Origin of the sequence: Dokdonia sinensis (assembly GCF_003688895.1) — a bacterium.
GTDB lineage: Bacteria > Bacteroidota > Bacteroidia > Flavobacteriales > Flavobacteriaceae > Dokdonia > Dokdonia sinensis.
Window position 1 is genome coordinate 366,550 of the sequence record NZ_REFV01000001.1, and the last position, 16,268, is coordinate 382,817.

Here is a 16,268-nt window from a genome sequence, read left to right on the forward strand (position 1 = left end):
TTTATTGCTCGCTTTCGCGAAAGCGTATTTCTATTATTTGAAATTCCTTGGCCCTAAAAATGCCGTCGTTGTCGTTTCAATTACCTCGTCTCCACTAAGCACCTCAATTTCTAATCTATCTTTATCGCCAGAGAGTGCGCTTGCATTAATCTCTATAAACAAGGTTCCTTCGGCAAGACCTTGACCTGTCACATTAAGCGACTCTCCAGAGACTAGCTCAATCGTTCCTTTATGGGACTTTAAGCGGAAGTTAATGTCATCTATTTCCCCAACTGTTTTATTAATAAGCTTGAAAGTATAGACGTTACTTATGATATTATCTGCTTTGCGCTCATACAGTTGGCCGGGTAATCTAAGTATGCTCGCTTCTATATCGTTACGTAAGAAAAGCATCCCGATGAGTACTGCCGTAAGAATTCCCAAAACAGAAATATACCCTTTGAGACGTGCTGTAAGTTTAAAGGGCTCTTTCTTCTCAATGTTATCTTCACTCGCATAACGTATGAGGCCTTTAGGAAGATTTACAGCTTCCATCATATGGTCACACGCATCTATACAAGCAGTACAGTTCACACATTCTAATTGTGTACCATTGCGTATGTCTATTCCAGTAGGACAGACGTGTACACAAGCAAAACAATCGATGCAGTCTCCCTTGCCCGTTGCAGGACGGTCTTCATTCTTTTTAAATTTAGCGCGCCCTTCTTCTTTCTCTCCACGCTTGTGGTCGTATGCGACGACGATAGATTTATTATCTAACAAAACCCCTTGCAACCGTCCATACGGACAAGCTATAATGCATACTTGTTCTCTAAACCAAGCAAACACAAAGTAGAACACACCAGTAAATATCAAGAGCGAGATAAGTGTACTCGTATGTTGCAAGGGACCATCTGTTATATATCTTATTAGGTCGTCACTACCTATCAAATAGGCCAGAAATACGTTTGCAATCAGAAAGGAAATAATAGCAAAAATGATCCATTTTAAAACTCTTTTTTTAATTTTCTCAGCATTCCAAGGCATTTTACTTAGGCGTATTTGCTTTCCCCTATCACCATCTATCCAATACTCAATACGACGAAATACCATTTCCATAAAAATGGTCTGCGGGCATACCCACCCACAGAACAATCGACCAAAAGCTACCGTAAACAAAATGACAAACACAACCCCAATTATCATCATTATGACAAATAAGTGAAAGTCTTGTGGCCAGAACGGAAACCCAAAAATATTGAACCGACGTTCCAAAATATTGAACATCAAGAACTGATTCCCATTAATCTTTACAAACGGCGCGGTAAACAGGAATGCGAGCAACACATAGCTCACGTATTTACGGTACTCATACCATTTACCATCTGGCTTTTTAGGAAATACCCAGGCGCGCTTTCCATCTTTGTCCAGCGTTCCCATTGTATCTCTAAAATTATCCTGTCCCTGCTCTGCCATTAGTTTTTTGCTTCAGGCTTTCCGAAAAGCACTAAGAAAATTGAATTAGAAAACCCTACGACAGAATGCTTTACATTCATAGGAATGTCATACGTATCAAAGGATTGAAACCTAAAGCTCTCTGTCTCCGTATTATAGTCCACCTCTCCTTGTATAACCATAAGCTTTGCTTTAGAAGGCGCAAGATGTTCTGGAAATACGACTCCTTTTTTAAGTCCTATGGCAAGCATTTTTTGCCCCTCTTGATTATAAATTTGTTTAATTATAGGTTTATCGCTCGCAGGTAATGCTCTTGCTATCTCGTTTAGGACTTCCATCATTTAGTTGTTTGTATTGTTAACCACATCCCCTGTTACTGGCTGGTCTTCGATGAGAATTTTAACTTCAGTACTGTCTATAATTTCAATTTTTGCCTCCTCAATAGGTGCATCTGGATCTGTCCAGATTTCCCCTTCTGGTGCTTTAGGGTCTGCAGGTGTCGTACCGTGTAAGGAGAGAACGTAACTTGCAACTTGAGCCATCTCAGCAGGTTTTAAGTCAGTTTTCCAGGCTATCATTCCTTTCCCATCGCGACCACCTTCAGATATTGTTTTAAAGACATTCTTAATACCACCACCGAGTATCCAATTATCATCTGTTAGGTTAGGGCCTATACCGCCACCACCATCTGCTTTGTGGCAAGCAACACAATTTGCAGTAAAGATGTTTTTCCCGGCGCTTAGATCACTTGCATCTGCGAGTAAGGTCACCGTATTGACATCTACAAGATCTTTAGCAGTTTTCTTCCACTCTTCTATTTGTAGTTGAGCTTCGGCAACGGCTATTTGATATTCTTCATCTTGACTGTAATCATTAAATACCTCAAAACGCACCATATAGACAATCGCAAAAACAATTGAGGCATAAAACATATATTTCCACCAAGGCGGTAAGTCATTGTCAAGCTCCTTAATACCATCGTAGTTATGATCTAGAATGATTTCGTGCTCCTCTTGAATGGCTTTACTACCTAAGGAAGCTTTGTATTTTTCCTTAATCCATTTAAATTGGTTCGCTTTCGCGAAAGCGGCCTCTTCATCAACCTTCTTTCTTGCTTCAGGCTTTAGAGACTTATATAAAATCCCTCCTAAGGCTGCTACGCTAATTTCTCCTACGATATAGAATAACATCACAATACCAAAGACTGCCCATAGCCAAGGCTCCTCTACAAAAACAGAAGTTTCACCTGTTGTCCCTGCCCAATCCAGAAAAAAATATCCCAAAATCGCAAACCCCGTGATTCTTAAAAATGATGCTGTACTTCTCATAATAGGTTCTGGTTATCGTTTATGGTATCGTCATTCAATGGGATATTACTCACCTCTGTAATGTGGGCTTTCTTAGCGGTAAATACCCACCAGAATAGCCCGACAAAAAAGAAGAAGAATATGAGTAGGGATATCATAGGATAAATCGCTACACCATCAATGTTTTCTAGGTTTCCTTTTACAAATTTCAACATAGCTTATTCGTTTACGTTTACAGCAGATGCCTCTGCATTCTTTACTTTAATATCTGTTCCCAACCGTTGTATGTATGCGATTAGGGCAACAACTTCACGATTGCGCATCTCAACGAAATCTTCGCCATTTTCTAAAGCATACTTCTTATCTGCCTCATATGTTTTAGCAAAGTCGGGGTCGCTGTATAAGTTTTTCTCAATCTGTGTTCCTTGTTCAAGCATCCACTCTTGAGCGCGTTCAATATCTTCCATCGTGTAGGGAACGCCCAGCGTGACCATTGCTTCCATCTTATCTTCTGTATTCGATTTATCTAGCTCCCTATTAATAAGCCATTTATATGATGGCATTATAGAGCCAGACGAGGTACTCTGTGGGTCATAAAAGTGATTCAAATGCCAGTTATCACTATATTTTCCACCCACGCGTAAGAGGTCCGGTCCTGTACGTTTACTTCCCCAAAGAAATGGATGGTCATATACAAACTCTCCTGCCTTAGCATACTCGCCATAGCGCTCTACCTCGCTTCTAAAGGGACGTACCATCTGTGAGTGACAGCCTACGCAACCTTCACTTATATAAATATCACGACCTTCGAGCTCCAGCGGTGTATAGGGTTTTACACTAGATATAATTGGGATATAATCATCAACCATTAAGGATGGAATAATTTGTACCATCCCTCCTATTAAAATCGCAATCGTAGCAAAAATGGTCAGTTTTACAGGGCGTCTTTCTAACCAGGTGTGGTATGCCTCTTTAGTTGTACGCTTTTTTGTTACTTTTTCAAGCGGAGCTGCTTCGGCAAGTTCATCTGTTACTTTAGAACCTGCTCTTGCGGTCATAATTAAATTATACACGCCTATTAAAGCTCCAACGATAAACATACTACCTCCTATCGCACGCATCCAGTACATTGGGATAATCTCGCTAAGTGTTTCTAAAAAATTACCATAGGTTAATGTACCGTCCGGATTGAACTGCTTCCACATTGAAGCCTGAACAAAACCTGCTACGTACATAGGCAAGGCGTACATAATGATTCCTAAAGTTCCTACCCAAAAATGGACGTTTGCCAGTTTAGTTGACCACAGCCTTGTCTTAAATAGTTTAGGCACCATCCAGTAAACCATACCGAAGGTCAAGAACCCGTTCCAAGCGAGTGCTCCTACGTGTACGTGGGCAATAACCCAATCACTAAAATGCGCAATCGCGTTCACATTTTTGAGTGAAAGCATCGGTCCTTCAAAGGTTGCCATACCGTAACCCGTGATGGCAACAACCATAAATTTTAAAACAGGGTCTGTACGTACTTTATCCCAAGCGCCGCGCAGGGTCAAGAGTCCGTTTATCATCCCTCCCCAAGATGGTGCGAGAAGCATTATGGAGAATGCAACCCCTAAGTTTTGCGCCCAGTCTGGTAAGGAAGAATATAATAAGTGGTGAGGTCCTGCCCAGATGTATATAAAAATCAATGACCAAAAGTGAACAATAGATAATCTGTATGAATACACAGGTCTATTTGCAGCTTTAGGTACGAAATAATACATCAGACCTAAAAATGGTGTGGTTAGGAAAAATGCCACCGCATTATGTCCATACCACCATTGTACCAAGGCGTCTTGCACACCTGCGTACATTGAGTAACTTTTTAAAGCACCCACGGGAATTGCCATACTGTTTACAATATGCAGTACAGCAACCGTTACAAAGGTTCCTAAGTAAAACCAAATCGCTACATATAAGTGTCGTTGTCTTCTCTTGAGAATTGTACCGATTAGGTTGGCTCCAAAGATTACCCAAATCAATGCAATTGCAATATCAAAAGGCCATTCTAGCTCAGCATATTCTTTTGAAGATGTATATCCTAGTGGTAATGTGATTGCAGCTCCTACAATTATGGCTTGCCATCCCCAGAAATTTAGATTACTCATCCAGTCTTTCCACATCCTGGCTTTAAGCAGTCGCTGTGTTGAGTAGTACACTCCCGCAAAAATTGCATTTCCTACAAAGGCAAAAATCACAGCATTGGTGTGTAACGGGCGTAAACGACCAAAACTTAACCAAGAGATTCCGTCTGTGAGGTTAGGAAATAAGAACATAAAGGCTAATAACAGACCCACACTCATTCCTATAATTCCCCAGAACATTGTGGCAATAATGAACTTGCTTACGATTTTATTATCGTAATAAAACTTTTGTAATTCCATAGTTAAATTGATTGGTCTTTCAAGAGGGTTGATTCTTTGATTTTAGTAGTGTCTGTTGCTTTGTCTTTGACTATTTCATCATCAAAAAGCATTCGTACGGAAGGTGTGTACGTATCGTCGTATTGTCCTTTTTTTACAGAAAAAATGAAGGCGACAAAAAAGATGAGGGCAACAACAACACTTATTGCAAGTAGCATATAAATAATACTCATACCTTAGTTATTTATGATGTAAAACTACTGCTGAAGTAGTTTTTTAAATATGACATTTGTCAGTTTTGGATATGAATTTTTAGGCTACGCTTTCGCGAAATTTTAAAAGAAAATCGTACAAAAAGAAATTGGAAGAGAAGATTTGCTATTTTTAAAAAATGAAGTTCAAAGTCCTAAGGCTTATAAACATAATTGAAGTATTACCTGGTGGAACGACCAAACCATTATTAGTCAATGCCATTGACGAAAATGGAATAAAGGGACAGTATGTTGTAAAAGTTTTTACAAAGAGACAAATTGCTCAAAACTTTGCTACCGCAAAAGAAATCTTAGGATGTGTCTTAGCACAAGAATTTGACCTCCCAGTTTCTCAATTTGGAATAATTAATTTCCCTAAATCTTTCTTACAAGATTTTTATCTCCCTCCAGAGATCGAGGTAGTTGATGATGGTTATAAATTTTGTTGTGAGTATAATCCTATTGGACCTATTTTTAAAGATATTGTTACGAGTACATTTTTGAAAAAATATGATGTTGCTAAAGTTTTTGCCTTTGACAATATATTATTAAATGTTGACCGTGGAGGTCAGCGGAAAAAAGCTAATTTACTAGTTTCAAATACTGATTTTTTATTAATTGATCACGAGCTGATCTTACCATTTATAAATAACCACCTGAATGACGGTAATCCTGTTAATGGTCAAGTACTATTTAGCTCGTTCGGGCAATACGATAAACATATTTTTCACGTTTTATTAAAAGGAATAAGAAACAATAATAAAGTAGCGCTATTCGACGAATTTATAGAGCTCTTAAGAGTTTTGAATTTAAATAATTTTCTACCTATCTATAGCCAAATGGATCATTACGGGATTCCCTATGATGGAAAAAACAGTACCTTTGCATACTTTCAATGGGTTAAAACTCATTTAGATTACATAAAAAACGAATTAATTAGACGAATATCTTGAGTACAGATAATTATACATACAGTATTTTAAAGTACCGACATTCTCAATTGCTTGATGAGCAATTAAATGTGGGAATACTCGTGTATTTTCCAGAAACTAATTCATTTATCTTTAAGCACTCAAGTAATTTAAAAAGGGTTAAGGCTATTTATAATAATGTTTCTGATAAGGTAATACTGCATTATTTGAAGCAAATAGATAGAAAACTAAAGAACTTAGACACCCAGTCAAACTTATTCAATAACTATAATGTTAAGGAAAAGTTTAATGAGTTTATCCACAAGGAATTAATAGCAACTGATGCTAGTGTTTTACAATTTTCAAAAGTTTTTAATGGTATTCGCTACAATGAAACACAAGAAAATGTTATTGACTTTTTATTAGTGAGCTATTTTTCAGAATACACATCACCTAAAATAATTCATTCTACGATAGTTGACTCGGTTTCTGATCGCTTTATCAATAAACTCGCATCAAGATTTGATCTAGAAAAACTTGAAAAAGAAAAAAAACTATTCAAGGATTATAAAATCAAAAATGAAACTGGTAAATCTTATATTTTTGATTATGCTTGGCAAAACGGCACATTAAATTTGGTAAAACCAATTGATTTTAATTTAAAAACTTCAAGAGGGATCGAAGATAAAGCGCACAAGCATCTTGGTCTTTTTATCGATCTTCAAAATGAAGCTGAAGAGCAAAACTTAAGATATGACCTACTAGTATCGAGGCCTAAAGAAAGATCTTTTTATAAAGATTATGATCACGCATTAAAACTACTAGAATTACCTAAAAGGCTTAAGATCATTGAGGAAGAAGGAATAGACAGATATTCTAAAAAAGCTATAAAAGCTCTTTCTTAAAAAATCAGCCATTAATCAATCATTACACCTCAATATAAAGTAGCGCAAGTTTTGCCTTTTGCCCTATACGTTGCACTCTTAAAATAAAAGGGCTTGGCAATACTCCTGCACAAGGGCAATTTGCCTTATAACTTATCTCAAATTGTGTCACGGCTTGTATTACTTTTTTTAGTATTATGCGCAATTGAGATTGTCCTGTGTTACATAATGCACCTCTAGTGGACTGTTGCACTTTCAAATTTTCTAACTGTCTTTCCAGATCTATAATCCACTCATCATTTGTTACTGATTTCTTTGTATGAGATGCCTTATAAAACAAGCTTACTATATCCCGTACTTCATAATTAACTATTGAGAAAGCAAAGCCAGTCAATGGCAACTTCTGTTGAGTGTTAAGTTGTGTAAACATCATTCTGCGTTTTTTAGATTCGTATGTAATTGTTGCCCCAAAAAGTAGGTGTATGCCGTTGTAAATACTACGATACTTATAGAGCTAAGAGGCATAAGGATAGCGGCTACTACTGGCGCGAGATTACCCGTGACAGCAAATCCTAGTCCTATGAGATTATATAATAGAGAGAAGATAAATGCGTATTGAATCACCTGCTTTCCCTTTCGCGAAAGCGTAATAAACCGCGTTAAATTTTTGAAACGAGAGGCATCCAGAATTCCATCACAAGCTGGTGAAAACACATTTATATTTTCTGAAATAACGAGACCTACATCGCTCTGGGCAAGTGCTCCAGCATCGTTTAGACCATCACCCACCATTAATACACGCTTACCATTGGCTTGGAGGTTCTTTATATACGCGAGCTTATCTGCTGGTTTCTGGTTAAAAATTAAATCTGTATGCTCAGGAAGTATTTTTGAGAGGTGCATTTTTTCGCCTTCATTGTCTCCAGAAAGTACGGCCAACTTGCAATCTTGGGCTAGCGACTTAAATAGGTCCTGCATTCCATCACGATACTCATTGTAGAAGATATAACAGCCTTTATAATTATCGTTAGAACTTATGTGTACGGTGGTCCTGTTTGGATACGTTTTTGCAAAAGCATTATCTTCTTGTGCAACAAAGGCATATGAGCCCACCTTTATCTGGTTCTGATTTAAAATACCTACAAGGCCTTGTCCAACTTCTTCCTTAAAATCATCTAGTGTATCAATACCTTGTGATTGCAACATATCGTACAAGGAGCGACTAAGCGGATGATTAGAAGCCCGTAGTGTAGAGGTAAGTAGTGATTCTTCTTCTGAAGTGAGTGCTATACCTTCGTAGGTAATTACATTTTTGTGATTTGTGGTAAGTGTTCCCGTTTTGTCAAAAACCACGGTGTCAATTGTGGCGAGTTGCTCTATGACAGTACTATTTTTCAAATATAATTTGTGCCTGCCAAAAATGCGGAGCAAATTCCCCAGCGTAAATGGAGCTGCAAGTGCGATGGCACACGGACAAGCTACAATGAGAACTGCAGTAAAGACATTAAGTGCCAGAGATGGCTGGTAGAATAACCAAAATACAGTTGCAAGCACCGCAATACTTAAAATACTAATCGTAAATCGCTTACTAATCCTGTCTGTAATGTTTTGGAAAACACTACGATTCTCCTTATCAAAAATCTCGTTAGACCACAATTGCGTGAGGTAACTCTGCTCTACAGTCTTGACTACCTCTAATTCAATAACCCCTGCTTGTTGTCTTCCGCCGGCAAAGAGTTGGTCGCCAGAATTTTTAGCAACAGGTTCTGCTTCTCCGGTGACGAAGCTATAATCTATAAGCGCGTTTCCTTTAATGAGAATACCGTCTACGGGTATGAGCTCGCCGTGTCTGATAATGATTCGGTCGCCAGCTACTAGGTCGTAAACTTGAGCTTGTTCTTCTTGAATAGGTTCTGATTCCGCTTTCGCGAAAGCGGAAACTTTAAAATGATTTTTACCATCATTTTTAATCAATCGTGTTACCGCAATAGGGAAATACGATTTGTAATCCCGCTCAAAAGAGAGGAATGCATAGGTCTTTTGCTGAAAAAATTTGCCCAGCAATAAAAAGAATACTAATCCCGCCATACTGTCTAGAAAGCCAGTTCCCCAATCCATCACAATCTCGACAACAGAGCGTGTAAAAAGCACCAAAATCCCAATAGCAATAGGCACATCAATATTGAGCATCTTAGAACGAATACTCTTAAAAGCAGAAACGAGGTAGTCACTTCCCGAATAAAAAACCACGGGTAAGGCAAATACAAGCATCAAGGCTCTAAACACGTATTTATAACGCTCAAGCCAGAATTCTGAAACCTCAAAATATTCTGGAAACGATAGAAACATAATATTGCCAAAGGCAAATCCCGCTACGCCTAATTTGTAGATTAGACTTCGGTCTATGTGTGACGCTTTTTTAGTGGCATCGTCTAGAGAGATGTAGGGTTCGTATCCTATTCTAGCCAGTAATAACACTAGCTTATGTAGTGAATAGTCTTCGGTTGTGTACGTAATGCGTACGGTTTTCTTCGGGAAGTTGACTTGGGCTGTTTTGACCTTTGGGTTCAATTTATTGAGGTTTTCTAGCACCCAAATGCAGGAACTACAATGTATTGAAGGAATTACAAAAGAAACCACCTGAGTACCCTGCTCATCAAATTCTAACAGTTTCCTAGCAATTTTCTCATTTTCTAGAAAGTCAAACTTCCCTTCAAAGCGTGATGGTGTCGTGCCAGGTGTTTGCTCCAGCTCGTAATAATACGAGAGGTCGCTGTCATTAAGAATATCAAAAACGGTTTTACACCCGTGACAGCAAAAGTGCTTGTCTTGATGCTCGATGTTTGTGTTAACACAGTCATCACCACAATGGAAGCATACGTCCATACTTTATCTAATTTGCTCATTCATACCTGAGACAAATTTGGTACAATATGGAGTTCTAAAATATGACATATGTCAGCTTAGCATAAGATTTTGGTATGCACCTTTGCCTTTTTAAATAAAATTAACCTCGTTTGTATCTAAGGCTTTGTGGTGTGATAGTACTATTTTTGTAATCCCATTTTAACGCCCTACTTATACTTCAGTTTTATGACAACTAAACCCTCAAACAAAGCTATTTACATCACAACCATCGAGGCTAATAGCGGGAAGTCTATTGTGTCACTTGGATTAATGCAATTACTATTGAGCAAAACGCCAAAGGTGGGCTATTTTAGACCTATTGTAGACGACCTTCTTCTTTGCGAAATTGATAATCACATCCGTACGATTACCTCCTATTTTAATCTAGACTTGCCCGCTGAAGATGCGTATGCCTTTCAACGAAGTGAAGTGTTGGAGATGAAGAATGCCAATAAGGAAGATGAAATCATAAGTAAGATTATTGAAAAATATAAAGCGGTTGAAGAGCGCTTTGACTACGTTCTCATCGAGGGAACAAGTTTTACAGGCGAAGGTTCACTTATAGAATTTGATATTAATGTACTCATTGCAAAAAATCTCGGGGTGCCAGCCATCATCCTCGCCAGCGGTAAAGGAAAACCCTTAGAAGAACTCGTAGGCAGTTTACAAATCGCTTATGACTCCTTTAGAGATAAAGGTGTTGAAGTCTTATCTGTCATTGCAAATAAAGTCGAAGCTGAAAACAGAGCGCTGGTAATTTCGGCACTTCAAAAGAAACTTCCTAAACAGGTAATCATAAACGCTATACCCCTCAATCCTATCCTGGCAAACCCATCCATAAAAGAGATTGTAGATGCGCTGGATGCCACGGTGCTTTTCGGAGAAGATTATCTTAATAACCAAGCAGGCTATTTTAGTGTAGGTGCAATGCAACTGCGCAATTATCTTACGCATTTAAAAGAAAATGGATTGGTGATTACTCCTGGCGATAGAGCCGATATCATTTTAGGGGCGTTGCAAGCAAATATTTCGGCAAACTATCCTTCTATTTCTGGAATCGTACTCACGGGTGGTCTACTTCCTGAAGAGTCTATTAATAAATTAATCGAAGGTCTTTCTGATGTCGTGCCTATAATTTCGGTAAAGGGTGGGACATTTTCGGTTACCAATACCATAGGTGATATTAAATCTCAAATCTATGCTGAGAATACACAAAAGATAGAAACCTCTATCAAAGATTTTGAACAGTTTGTTGCTGTAGATGCTCTGGTAGAGCGTCTTATCACCTTTCAAACGGCTGGTATTACTCCCAGAATGTTTCAATACAATCTTTTGAAAAAGGCGACTTCTCACAAAAAACACATCGTACTTCCCGAAGGAACGGACGAGCGTATATTGAGAGCTACAAAGCAATTGGTACAGATAGATGCGGTGAGAATTACCCTTTTGGGCGATAAAAAGCAGATTACCGAAAAAGTGCTCGCGCTGGATATTGGGTTAGATTTAGATAAAGTCACTATTGTAAATCCTGTGGAGAGTGAGGATTTTGACGCTTTCGCGAAAGCGTTATACGAACTACGTAAACATAAGAATGTAAACCTTGCAATGGCGCGCGATTTAATGGAGGACGTTTCCTACTACGGAACGATGATGGTCTATCAGGGCAAAGCCGACGGAATGGTCTCTGGAGCAATACACACCACGCAACACACCATACGCCCGGCGTTACAATTTATTAAAACAAAGCCTGAAGCATCTATCGTATCCTCTGTGTTCTTTATGTGTCTAGAAGACCGCGTATCTGTGTACGGAGATTGTGCCATAAACCCAAACCCAACCGCTGTACAACTTGCTGAAATCGCAATCTCCTCTGCAACGACGAGTCGCGCTTTTGGTATAGAACCTAAAATAGCGATGCTATCATATTCATCGGGCACATCTGGTGTAGGAGAAGATGTGGAGCGTGTGCGCGAGGCAACCGCGTTAGTAAAAAAATTACGCCCAGATTTAAAAGTAGAAGGCCCTATTCAATACGACGCGGCCGTAGATATGAGCGTGGGCAAAGCAAAAATGCCCGATTCTGAAGTGGCTGGACAGGCAAATGTGTTCATCTTTCCAGATTTAAATACAGGTAATAATACCTATAAAGCCGTACAACGCGAGACAAAAGCATTAGCCATAGGACCCATTATTCAGGGATTGAACAAACCTGTTAATGACTTGAGTAGAGGCTGTACGGTAGATGATATTTTTAATACAGTCATCGTTACGGCGATTCAGGCGCAAGACTCAGAAGTATAATGATGAATATATTAGTACTCAACGCGGGAAGCTCTTCTATAAAATTTCAGTTACTGCAATTACCTGCTGAGAAAATGGTATGTAGTGGTCTTGTGGAGCGCATAGGTGAACAGGATGCCATCCTCTCCTATAAAACAGATGCCACTAAATTTTCTGAAACAAGCACCATAAAAATGCATAAGGACGGATTAGAAAAGGTAGTTTCCATCTTACTAGACACAAAAATAGGCGTTGTGGGTCACGTAGATGAAGTAAGTGCCATAGGGCATCGCGTGGTACACGGTGGTACTTTATATGCGGATACCACCTTAATAACAGAAGAAGTAAAAGAACAAATCAAAAAGTTCTCGCCACTCGCACCTTTACACAATCCTCACAATCTGGAAGGAATTTCGATAGCTGAATCACTTTTCCCAAAGGCAAAGCAAGTTGCGGTTTTTGATACGGCTTTTCATCAGACACTACCCGAGAAAGCAAAGAAATATGCGATTCCCAATGCTTTTTACAATGAACACGACATTCAAGTTTATGGTTTTCACGGGACGAGCCACAAATACGTATCTGAAAGAGCAATTGACCATTTACAGTTAAAGCAGTCTAAAATTCTTTCTATTCATTTAGGGAATGGATGCAGTATAACCGCCATCGTTAATGGGAAAAGCGTTGACCACAGCTTAGGTTTTGCACCGTCTAATGGGCTAATTATGGGTTCGCGTAGTGGCGATATAGACCATTCCATCATATTCTATCTAGTCAATACTTTGGGCTATGAGCTTAAAGAGGTCGAGCGTATGCTCACAAAAAAAAGTGGAATGCTGGGACTTACAGGTTATTCAGACTTACGGGATATACAAAGAGAAGCGACTAATGGCAATAAGGACTGTATTCTCGCTTTAGAGATGAACGCCTACCGGATTAAAAAATTCATCGGAAGCTATACAGCTATTATGAATGGTCTTGATGCGATTGTGTTTACGGCAGGAATAGGTGAAAACTCGAGCGTCCTGAGAAGAATGGTCTGTACAGACCTCGAGTATCTCGGTATCGCTCTGGATGACAAAGCAAACGAAAGCGCTACGAGTAGTTTACGAGAAATCCAGACAGCCTCATCTAAGGTAAAAATTCTCGTAAGCCCTACCAATGAAGAACTAGAAATCGCAAAGCAGACGTATACCTTACTTTCTTAACATTTAGTTAGTTAAAGTATTTCTTATCTTTAAAAGAAAAGAGTACTATGAAAATTTCTGCAATTCAATGGGTAGCTATTACTACCCTACTTTTAATTACCGTTACCATTTTTGCCACGATGAACCTTGCTTTTAGTTGGGTGTTCTATTTGACCGTTTTAGGGCAGATATCTGTTGTGATTATGGTATATAGAGTGTTACGAGATAATTATACTACGGAGAAGACTTTTGATGATTTTTATGAGGATTACTCCCACAAAGAATAATTAAATTAATCCTATCAAAACTACATCTATCTAAACGTTACGCCTTTCTCTTACAAGTCCTAAACCCAAAAGGAGCATACAAAGGACAAAAACTCACTAAGCTCGTGAGTAAAAACACCACACCTATAGCCATTGCAATTATTGCGGTGGTGCCACTAATGACATCTGTAAGGTATAAGATAGCAATCCCGATGGCTACGAGTATTCTAAACACTCGGTCTGCCGTTCCCATATTTTTTTTCATAATTGTTAGTTGTTTAGTAAAAGTTCTTTTGAGACGGTAAGCTCCGTTTGTGGATTAGTACCACGTTGCCAGCTATTTAAATTGCTCGCCGTTGTTTTTGCAATATTTTCTATTGCCTCTCGGGTTGCAAATGCTTGATGTGGCGTGAGAAGAATACGGTCGTGATTGAGCATTTTCTCAAGTACCTCATCATCAGGCCTATCTTTACTTCGGTCATAAAAGAATACTCCACTTTCTTTATCGTATACATCTGTGGCATAACCACCTACGCGTTTTCTATTTACATATTCCAGTACATCATTTGTATGAACGACGGCACCTCTCGCTACATTTATCAAGAGCGCGTTTTTATGCATTAACTCTAGTTTGGAGCGATCTATTAATTGGTGCGTCTCTTGATTAAGGGGTACACTCAAAATAACCACATCGCTCTGGGAGCAGATCGTATCAATATCAACATACGAAACGTCAAAGGTTGTCTTGAGATATTCATCTTCCACAGGGTCTGTGGCGTGAATGTTGCAACCAAATCCGTTTAGAATTTTAACTATCACACTTCCTATTCTTCCTGTACCTACAACGCCTACCGTTTTCCCAACAAGGTCAAAACCTATCAAATTTGTAAGGGTAAAATCGTAGTGCTGAGTTTGCTTTCGCGAAAGCGTAATTTTTCTATTTAATGCTAGCAATAAGGCAATGGCGTGTTCTGCCACAGCATTGGGCGAATACTCAGGTGCGTTTGCCACTTTAAACCCTAAACGTTTTGCAACCCGAAGGTTTACATTATCATATCCCGCCGAACGTAGGGTAATATGCTCCACCCCGAAATCTTTGAGCTTCTGGAGTACAATCTCACTAGCATCGTCTGCCGAAAATATGGAGATGGCCTCAAAACCCAGCGCCATCATTGCGGTATGTGTAGTAAGTCGATCTGGAATGTATTTAAAAGAATGCACATCGTTATTTGCATCTTCTAAAAATGGAATTTCAAAATCCTTTGCGGAGTATATAAGTGTTTTCATAATTACAGTTCTGGGGTTATGATGAGAAGGTCTTGTTCTTCTAGTGCCCAAACGAGCATATTTATATAATCTTTGATAGCTTTTCTGTCTGAGTCTGGCTCAGTCACATCTATAGAACCTTTCCAAATAACTTCTCGTTCTTTGGTTGGACATATACAATACAGCGCGCTTTCTGCGTGATATACGGTGTATTTTTCCATTTTTTCATCTTCTATGTAGAGGCCCTGACTGGAGTAATAATCATCTTCAAAACCATTAAAAGTTCTGTCCCAGTTACGGTAGGATTGTACGAGGGTCACCTTATCCTCTGCTCCTACAATCTTAGAGACCAATATGGCATCAAAGCCTTCGGCGAGCATTTCCCGTTCTAAATCATCCAGTTCTCCCTCTGTACGTGGTCTTGAGGTAAATTCTGGATTAAAAAAATCATCACTATTTACTGCGTTTACCCCTTTATCCTTGAGCTGGTCTACAAGACGTTTTTCAAACATCTTTCTATTTTTTACATCATTAGTCATTGCAAGCACTAGCACTTTTTCTGCAACAAAAACATCTATATCTGGGTTTTTCCAGTTCTCTACAAGCTCAGAACTTGAGCAACTTTGTAACAGGAGAATCGTACATAGCGCAACATAATAAAAGAGGGTTTTCATAATAATTTAGGATTTTAATAGTTGGCGATTTTTACTTTTCTTAAAGACATCCTGCATTGTTGTGAAGATCTCTTCTTTAAGGGTATGATATTTCTCAAGGTAGGTGCCTATCCTCATTTCTAGTAAAAGATGCGCATCTTGAAAGGCGCGTTCTTTCTGAAATTCGTCTTTTTCGTCTATTAATACTATAATATCATTGCGATGCGACTGGATACGCTCAAGAATTTCTGGTAACTGTTCTGATAGTTTTGATAAATCCGTGGCAAGGTGATTTGCCATTTCAAAACAGCTTTCGGCAAGGAGTTTTAAGGTGTTCTCGGCAAGCAATCCTTTAAGAAATGCCTGCTCATCCTTAATAAACTCCAACTGCGATTGCCACGCGAGCGTCGCCTCGTGTATGATATCTGAGTCGTTCCACTCAAGATATTTAAACTTGTATTGATTAAAATATGGATGTTTCACTACGATAGGTTTTTGAGAATTTGCTCGCTCTCGTGCC

The 16,268-nt window shown here is 38.9% G+C and carries 17 protein-coding genes; 5 read left to right on the top strand and 12 right to left on the bottom strand.

Going from position 1 to position 16,268, the window contains the following annotated elements; genetic code table 11:
- Positions 1 to 33 precede the first annotated feature (33 nt).
- Genes ccoG through ccoS form a run of 6 tightly spaced genes read right to left on the bottom strand, consistent with a single transcriptional unit; the run spans position 34 to position 5,376 of the window.
- The gene (ccoG, locus tag EAX61_RS01535) at positions 34 to 1,455 is read right to left on the bottom strand and encodes a cytochrome c oxidase accessory protein CcoG (protein ID WP_121915880.1); all 1,422 of its coding nucleotides are present in this window, start codon (positions 1,453 to 1,455) and stop codon (positions 34 to 36) included.
- Complete coding sequence (locus EAX61_RS01540; protein WP_236641963.1) at positions 1,455 to 1,775, bottom strand: cupin domain-containing protein; 321 nt, start codon at positions 1,773 to 1,775, stop codon at positions 1,455 to 1,457. Before EAX61_RS01540 ends, ccoG begins: the two co-directional genes overlap by 1 nt.
- Entirely contained in the window at positions 1,776 to 2,762 is a 987-nt protein-coding gene (locus tag EAX61_RS01545) for a cbb3-type cytochrome c oxidase N-terminal domain-containing protein (protein WP_121915881.1), read from the bottom strand. It abuts the gene before it with no gap.
- Positions 2,759 to 2,956 (bottom strand): CcoQ/FixQ family Cbb3-type cytochrome c oxidase assembly chaperone, encoded by a 198-nt coding sequence (locus EAX61_RS01550; RefSeq protein WP_121915882.1) that lies wholly within the window; start codon positions 2,954 to 2,956, stop codon positions 2,759 to 2,761. Before EAX61_RS01550 ends, EAX61_RS01545 begins: the two co-directional genes overlap by 4 nt.
- A gap of 3 nt (positions 2,957 to 2,959) precedes the next feature.
- Positions 2,960 to 5,164, bottom strand: a complete 2,205-nt coding sequence (gene ccoN / locus EAX61_RS01555; protein WP_121915883.1) for a cytochrome-c oxidase, cbb3-type subunit I — start codon at positions 5,162 to 5,164, stop codon at positions 2,960 to 2,962.
- 2 nt (positions 5,165 to 5,166) lie between these two features.
- A complete protein-coding gene (gene ccoS / locus EAX61_RS01560; protein ID WP_121915884.1) occupies positions 5,167 to 5,376 on the bottom strand; it encodes a cbb3-type cytochrome oxidase assembly protein CcoS in 210 nt (69 codons plus the stop codon).
- A gap of 158 nt (positions 5,377 to 5,534) precedes the next feature.
- On the opposite strand from ccoS, the gene EAX61_RS01565 reads away from it, so the two are divergent.
- Positions 5,535 to 6,347: a HipA family kinase gene (locus EAX61_RS01565; protein ID WP_121915885.1), complete on the top strand. Its 813-nt coding sequence runs from the start codon at positions 5,535 to 5,537 to the stop codon at positions 6,345 to 6,347.
- On the top strand, positions 6,344 to 7,210 hold the full coding sequence (locus tag EAX61_RS01570) for a DUF3037 domain-containing protein (protein ID WP_161555159.1): 867 nt from the start codon (positions 6,344 to 6,346) through the stop codon (positions 7,208 to 7,210). Before EAX61_RS01565 ends, EAX61_RS01570 begins: the two co-directional genes overlap by 4 nt.
- A gap of 22 nt (positions 7,211 to 7,232) precedes the next feature.
- Here the strand turns inward: EAX61_RS01570 and EAX61_RS01575 are convergent, their stop codons facing one another.
- Together EAX61_RS01575 and EAX61_RS01580 are read right to left on the bottom strand one after the other, a co-directional pair.
- Complete coding sequence (locus tag EAX61_RS01575) at positions 7,233 to 7,622, bottom strand: hypothetical protein (RefSeq protein WP_121915887.1); 390 nt, start codon at positions 7,620 to 7,622, stop codon at positions 7,233 to 7,235.
- Positions 7,619 to 10,075: a heavy metal translocating P-type ATPase gene (locus EAX61_RS01580; protein WP_121915888.1), complete on the bottom strand. Its 2,457-nt coding sequence runs from the start codon at positions 10,073 to 10,075 to the stop codon at positions 7,619 to 7,621. The genes EAX61_RS01575 and EAX61_RS01580 overlap by 4 nt, the downstream gene beginning before the upstream one ends.
- Positions 10,076 to 10,282: 207 nt before the next feature.
- On the opposite strand from EAX61_RS01580, the gene pta reads away from it, so the two are divergent.
- Genes pta through EAX61_RS01595 form a run of 3 tightly spaced genes read left to right on the top strand, consistent with a single transcriptional unit; the run spans position 10,283 to position 13,850 of the window.
- Positions 10,283 to 12,397 (top strand): phosphate acetyltransferase, encoded by a 2,115-nt coding sequence (pta, locus tag EAX61_RS01585; RefSeq protein WP_121915889.1) that lies wholly within the window; start codon positions 10,283 to 10,285, stop codon positions 12,395 to 12,397.
- Between the two features lie 2 nt (positions 12,398 to 12,399).
- Positions 12,400 to 13,584 carry an acetate/propionate family kinase gene (locus EAX61_RS01590; RefSeq protein ID WP_121915890.1) on the top strand — a complete coding sequence of 395 codons (1,185 nt, stop codon included), beginning with the start codon at positions 12,400 to 12,402 and terminating at the stop codon, positions 13,582 to 13,584.
- Between the two features lie 47 nt (positions 13,585 to 13,631).
- Positions 13,632 to 13,850, top strand: coding sequence for a hypothetical protein (locus EAX61_RS01595; RefSeq protein ID WP_121915891.1), 219 nt, complete (start codon positions 13,632 to 13,634; stop codon positions 13,848 to 13,850).
- Between the two features lie 37 nt (positions 13,851 to 13,887).
- On the opposite strand, the gene EAX61_RS01600 is transcribed toward EAX61_RS01595, so the two are convergent.
- From EAX61_RS01600 to EAX61_RS01615, 4 genes are read right to left on the bottom strand one after another with little or no spacing between them, the layout of a single operon-like run.
- Positions 13,888 to 14,094: a YgaP family membrane protein gene (locus EAX61_RS01600; protein WP_121915892.1), complete on the bottom strand. Its 207-nt coding sequence runs from the start codon at positions 14,092 to 14,094 to the stop codon at positions 13,888 to 13,890.
- Between the two features lie 5 nt (positions 14,095 to 14,099).
- Complete coding sequence (locus EAX61_RS01605) at positions 14,100 to 15,116, bottom strand: NAD(P)-dependent oxidoreductase (protein ID WP_121915893.1); 1,017 nt, start codon at positions 15,114 to 15,116, stop codon at positions 14,100 to 14,102.
- A 2-nt stretch (positions 15,117 to 15,118) separates the two neighbouring features.
- The gene (locus EAX61_RS01610; protein ID WP_121915894.1) at positions 15,119 to 15,769 is read right to left on the bottom strand and encodes an alpha/beta hydrolase family protein; all 651 of its coding nucleotides are present in this window, start codon (positions 15,767 to 15,769) and stop codon (positions 15,119 to 15,121) included.
- Between the two features lie 6 nt (positions 15,770 to 15,775).
- Positions 15,776 to 16,231 (bottom strand): hypothetical protein, encoded by a 456-nt coding sequence (locus tag EAX61_RS01615; RefSeq protein WP_121915895.1) that lies wholly within the window; start codon positions 16,229 to 16,231, stop codon positions 15,776 to 15,778.
- Positions 16,232 to 16,268: the final 37 nt, after the last annotated feature.

What these genes read in the sequence shown, in the direction of transcription:
- EAX61_RS01575 (WP_121915887.1), bottom strand. Translation starts at nt 7,622, where the DNA reads ATGATGTTTACACAACTTAACACTCAACAGAAGTTGCCATTGACTGGC.
- EAX61_RS01540 (WP_236641963.1), bottom strand. Translation starts at nt 1,775, where the DNA reads ATGATGGAAGTCCTAAACGAGATAGCAAGAGCATTACCTGCGAGCGAT.
- EAX61_RS01610 (WP_121915894.1), bottom strand. Translation starts at nt 15,769, where the DNA reads ATGAAAACCCTCTTTTATTATGTTGCGCTATGTACGATTCTCCTGTTA.
- pta (WP_121915889.1), top strand. Translation starts at nt 10,283, where the DNA reads ATGACAACTAAACCCTCAAACAAAGCTATTTACATCACAACCATCGAG.
- ccoN (WP_121915883.1), bottom strand. Translation starts at nt 5,164, where the DNA reads ATGGAATTACAAAAGTTTTATTACGATAATAAAATCGTAAGCAAGTTC.
- ccoG (WP_121915880.1), bottom strand. Translation starts at nt 1,455, where the DNA reads ATGGCAGAGCAGGGACAGGATAATTTTAGAGATACAATGGGAACGCTG.
- EAX61_RS01580 (WP_121915888.1), bottom strand. Translation starts at nt 10,075, where the DNA reads ATGGACGTATGCTTCCATTGTGGTGATGACTGTGTTAACACAAACATC.
- EAX61_RS01600 (WP_121915892.1), bottom strand. Translation starts at nt 14,094, where the DNA reads ATGAAAAAAAATATGGGAACGGCAGACCGAGTGTTTAGAATACTCGTA.
- ccoS (WP_121915884.1), bottom strand. Translation starts at nt 5,376, where the DNA reads ATGAGTATTATTTATATGCTACTTGCAATAAGTGTTGTTGTTGCCCTC.
- EAX61_RS01595 (WP_121915891.1), top strand. Translation starts at nt 13,632, where the DNA reads ATGAAAATTTCTGCAATTCAATGGGTAGCTATTACTACCCTACTTTTA.
- EAX61_RS01590 (WP_121915890.1), top strand. Translation starts at nt 12,400, where the DNA reads ATGAATATATTAGTACTCAACGCGGGAAGCTCTTCTATAAAATTTCAG.
- EAX61_RS01545 (WP_121915881.1), bottom strand. Translation starts at nt 2,762, where the DNA reads ATGAGAAGTACAGCATCATTTTTAAGAATCACGGGGTTTGCGATTTTG.
- EAX61_RS01550 (WP_121915882.1), bottom strand. Translation starts at nt 2,956, where the DNA reads ATGTTGAAATTTGTAAAAGGAAACCTAGAAAACATTGATGGTGTAGCG.
- EAX61_RS01605 (WP_121915893.1), bottom strand. Translation starts at nt 15,116, where the DNA reads ATGAAAACACTTATATACTCCGCAAAGGATTTTGAAATTCCATTTTTA.
- EAX61_RS01565 (WP_121915885.1), top strand. Translation starts at nt 5,535, where the DNA reads ATGAAGTTCAAAGTCCTAAGGCTTATAAACATAATTGAAGTATTACCT.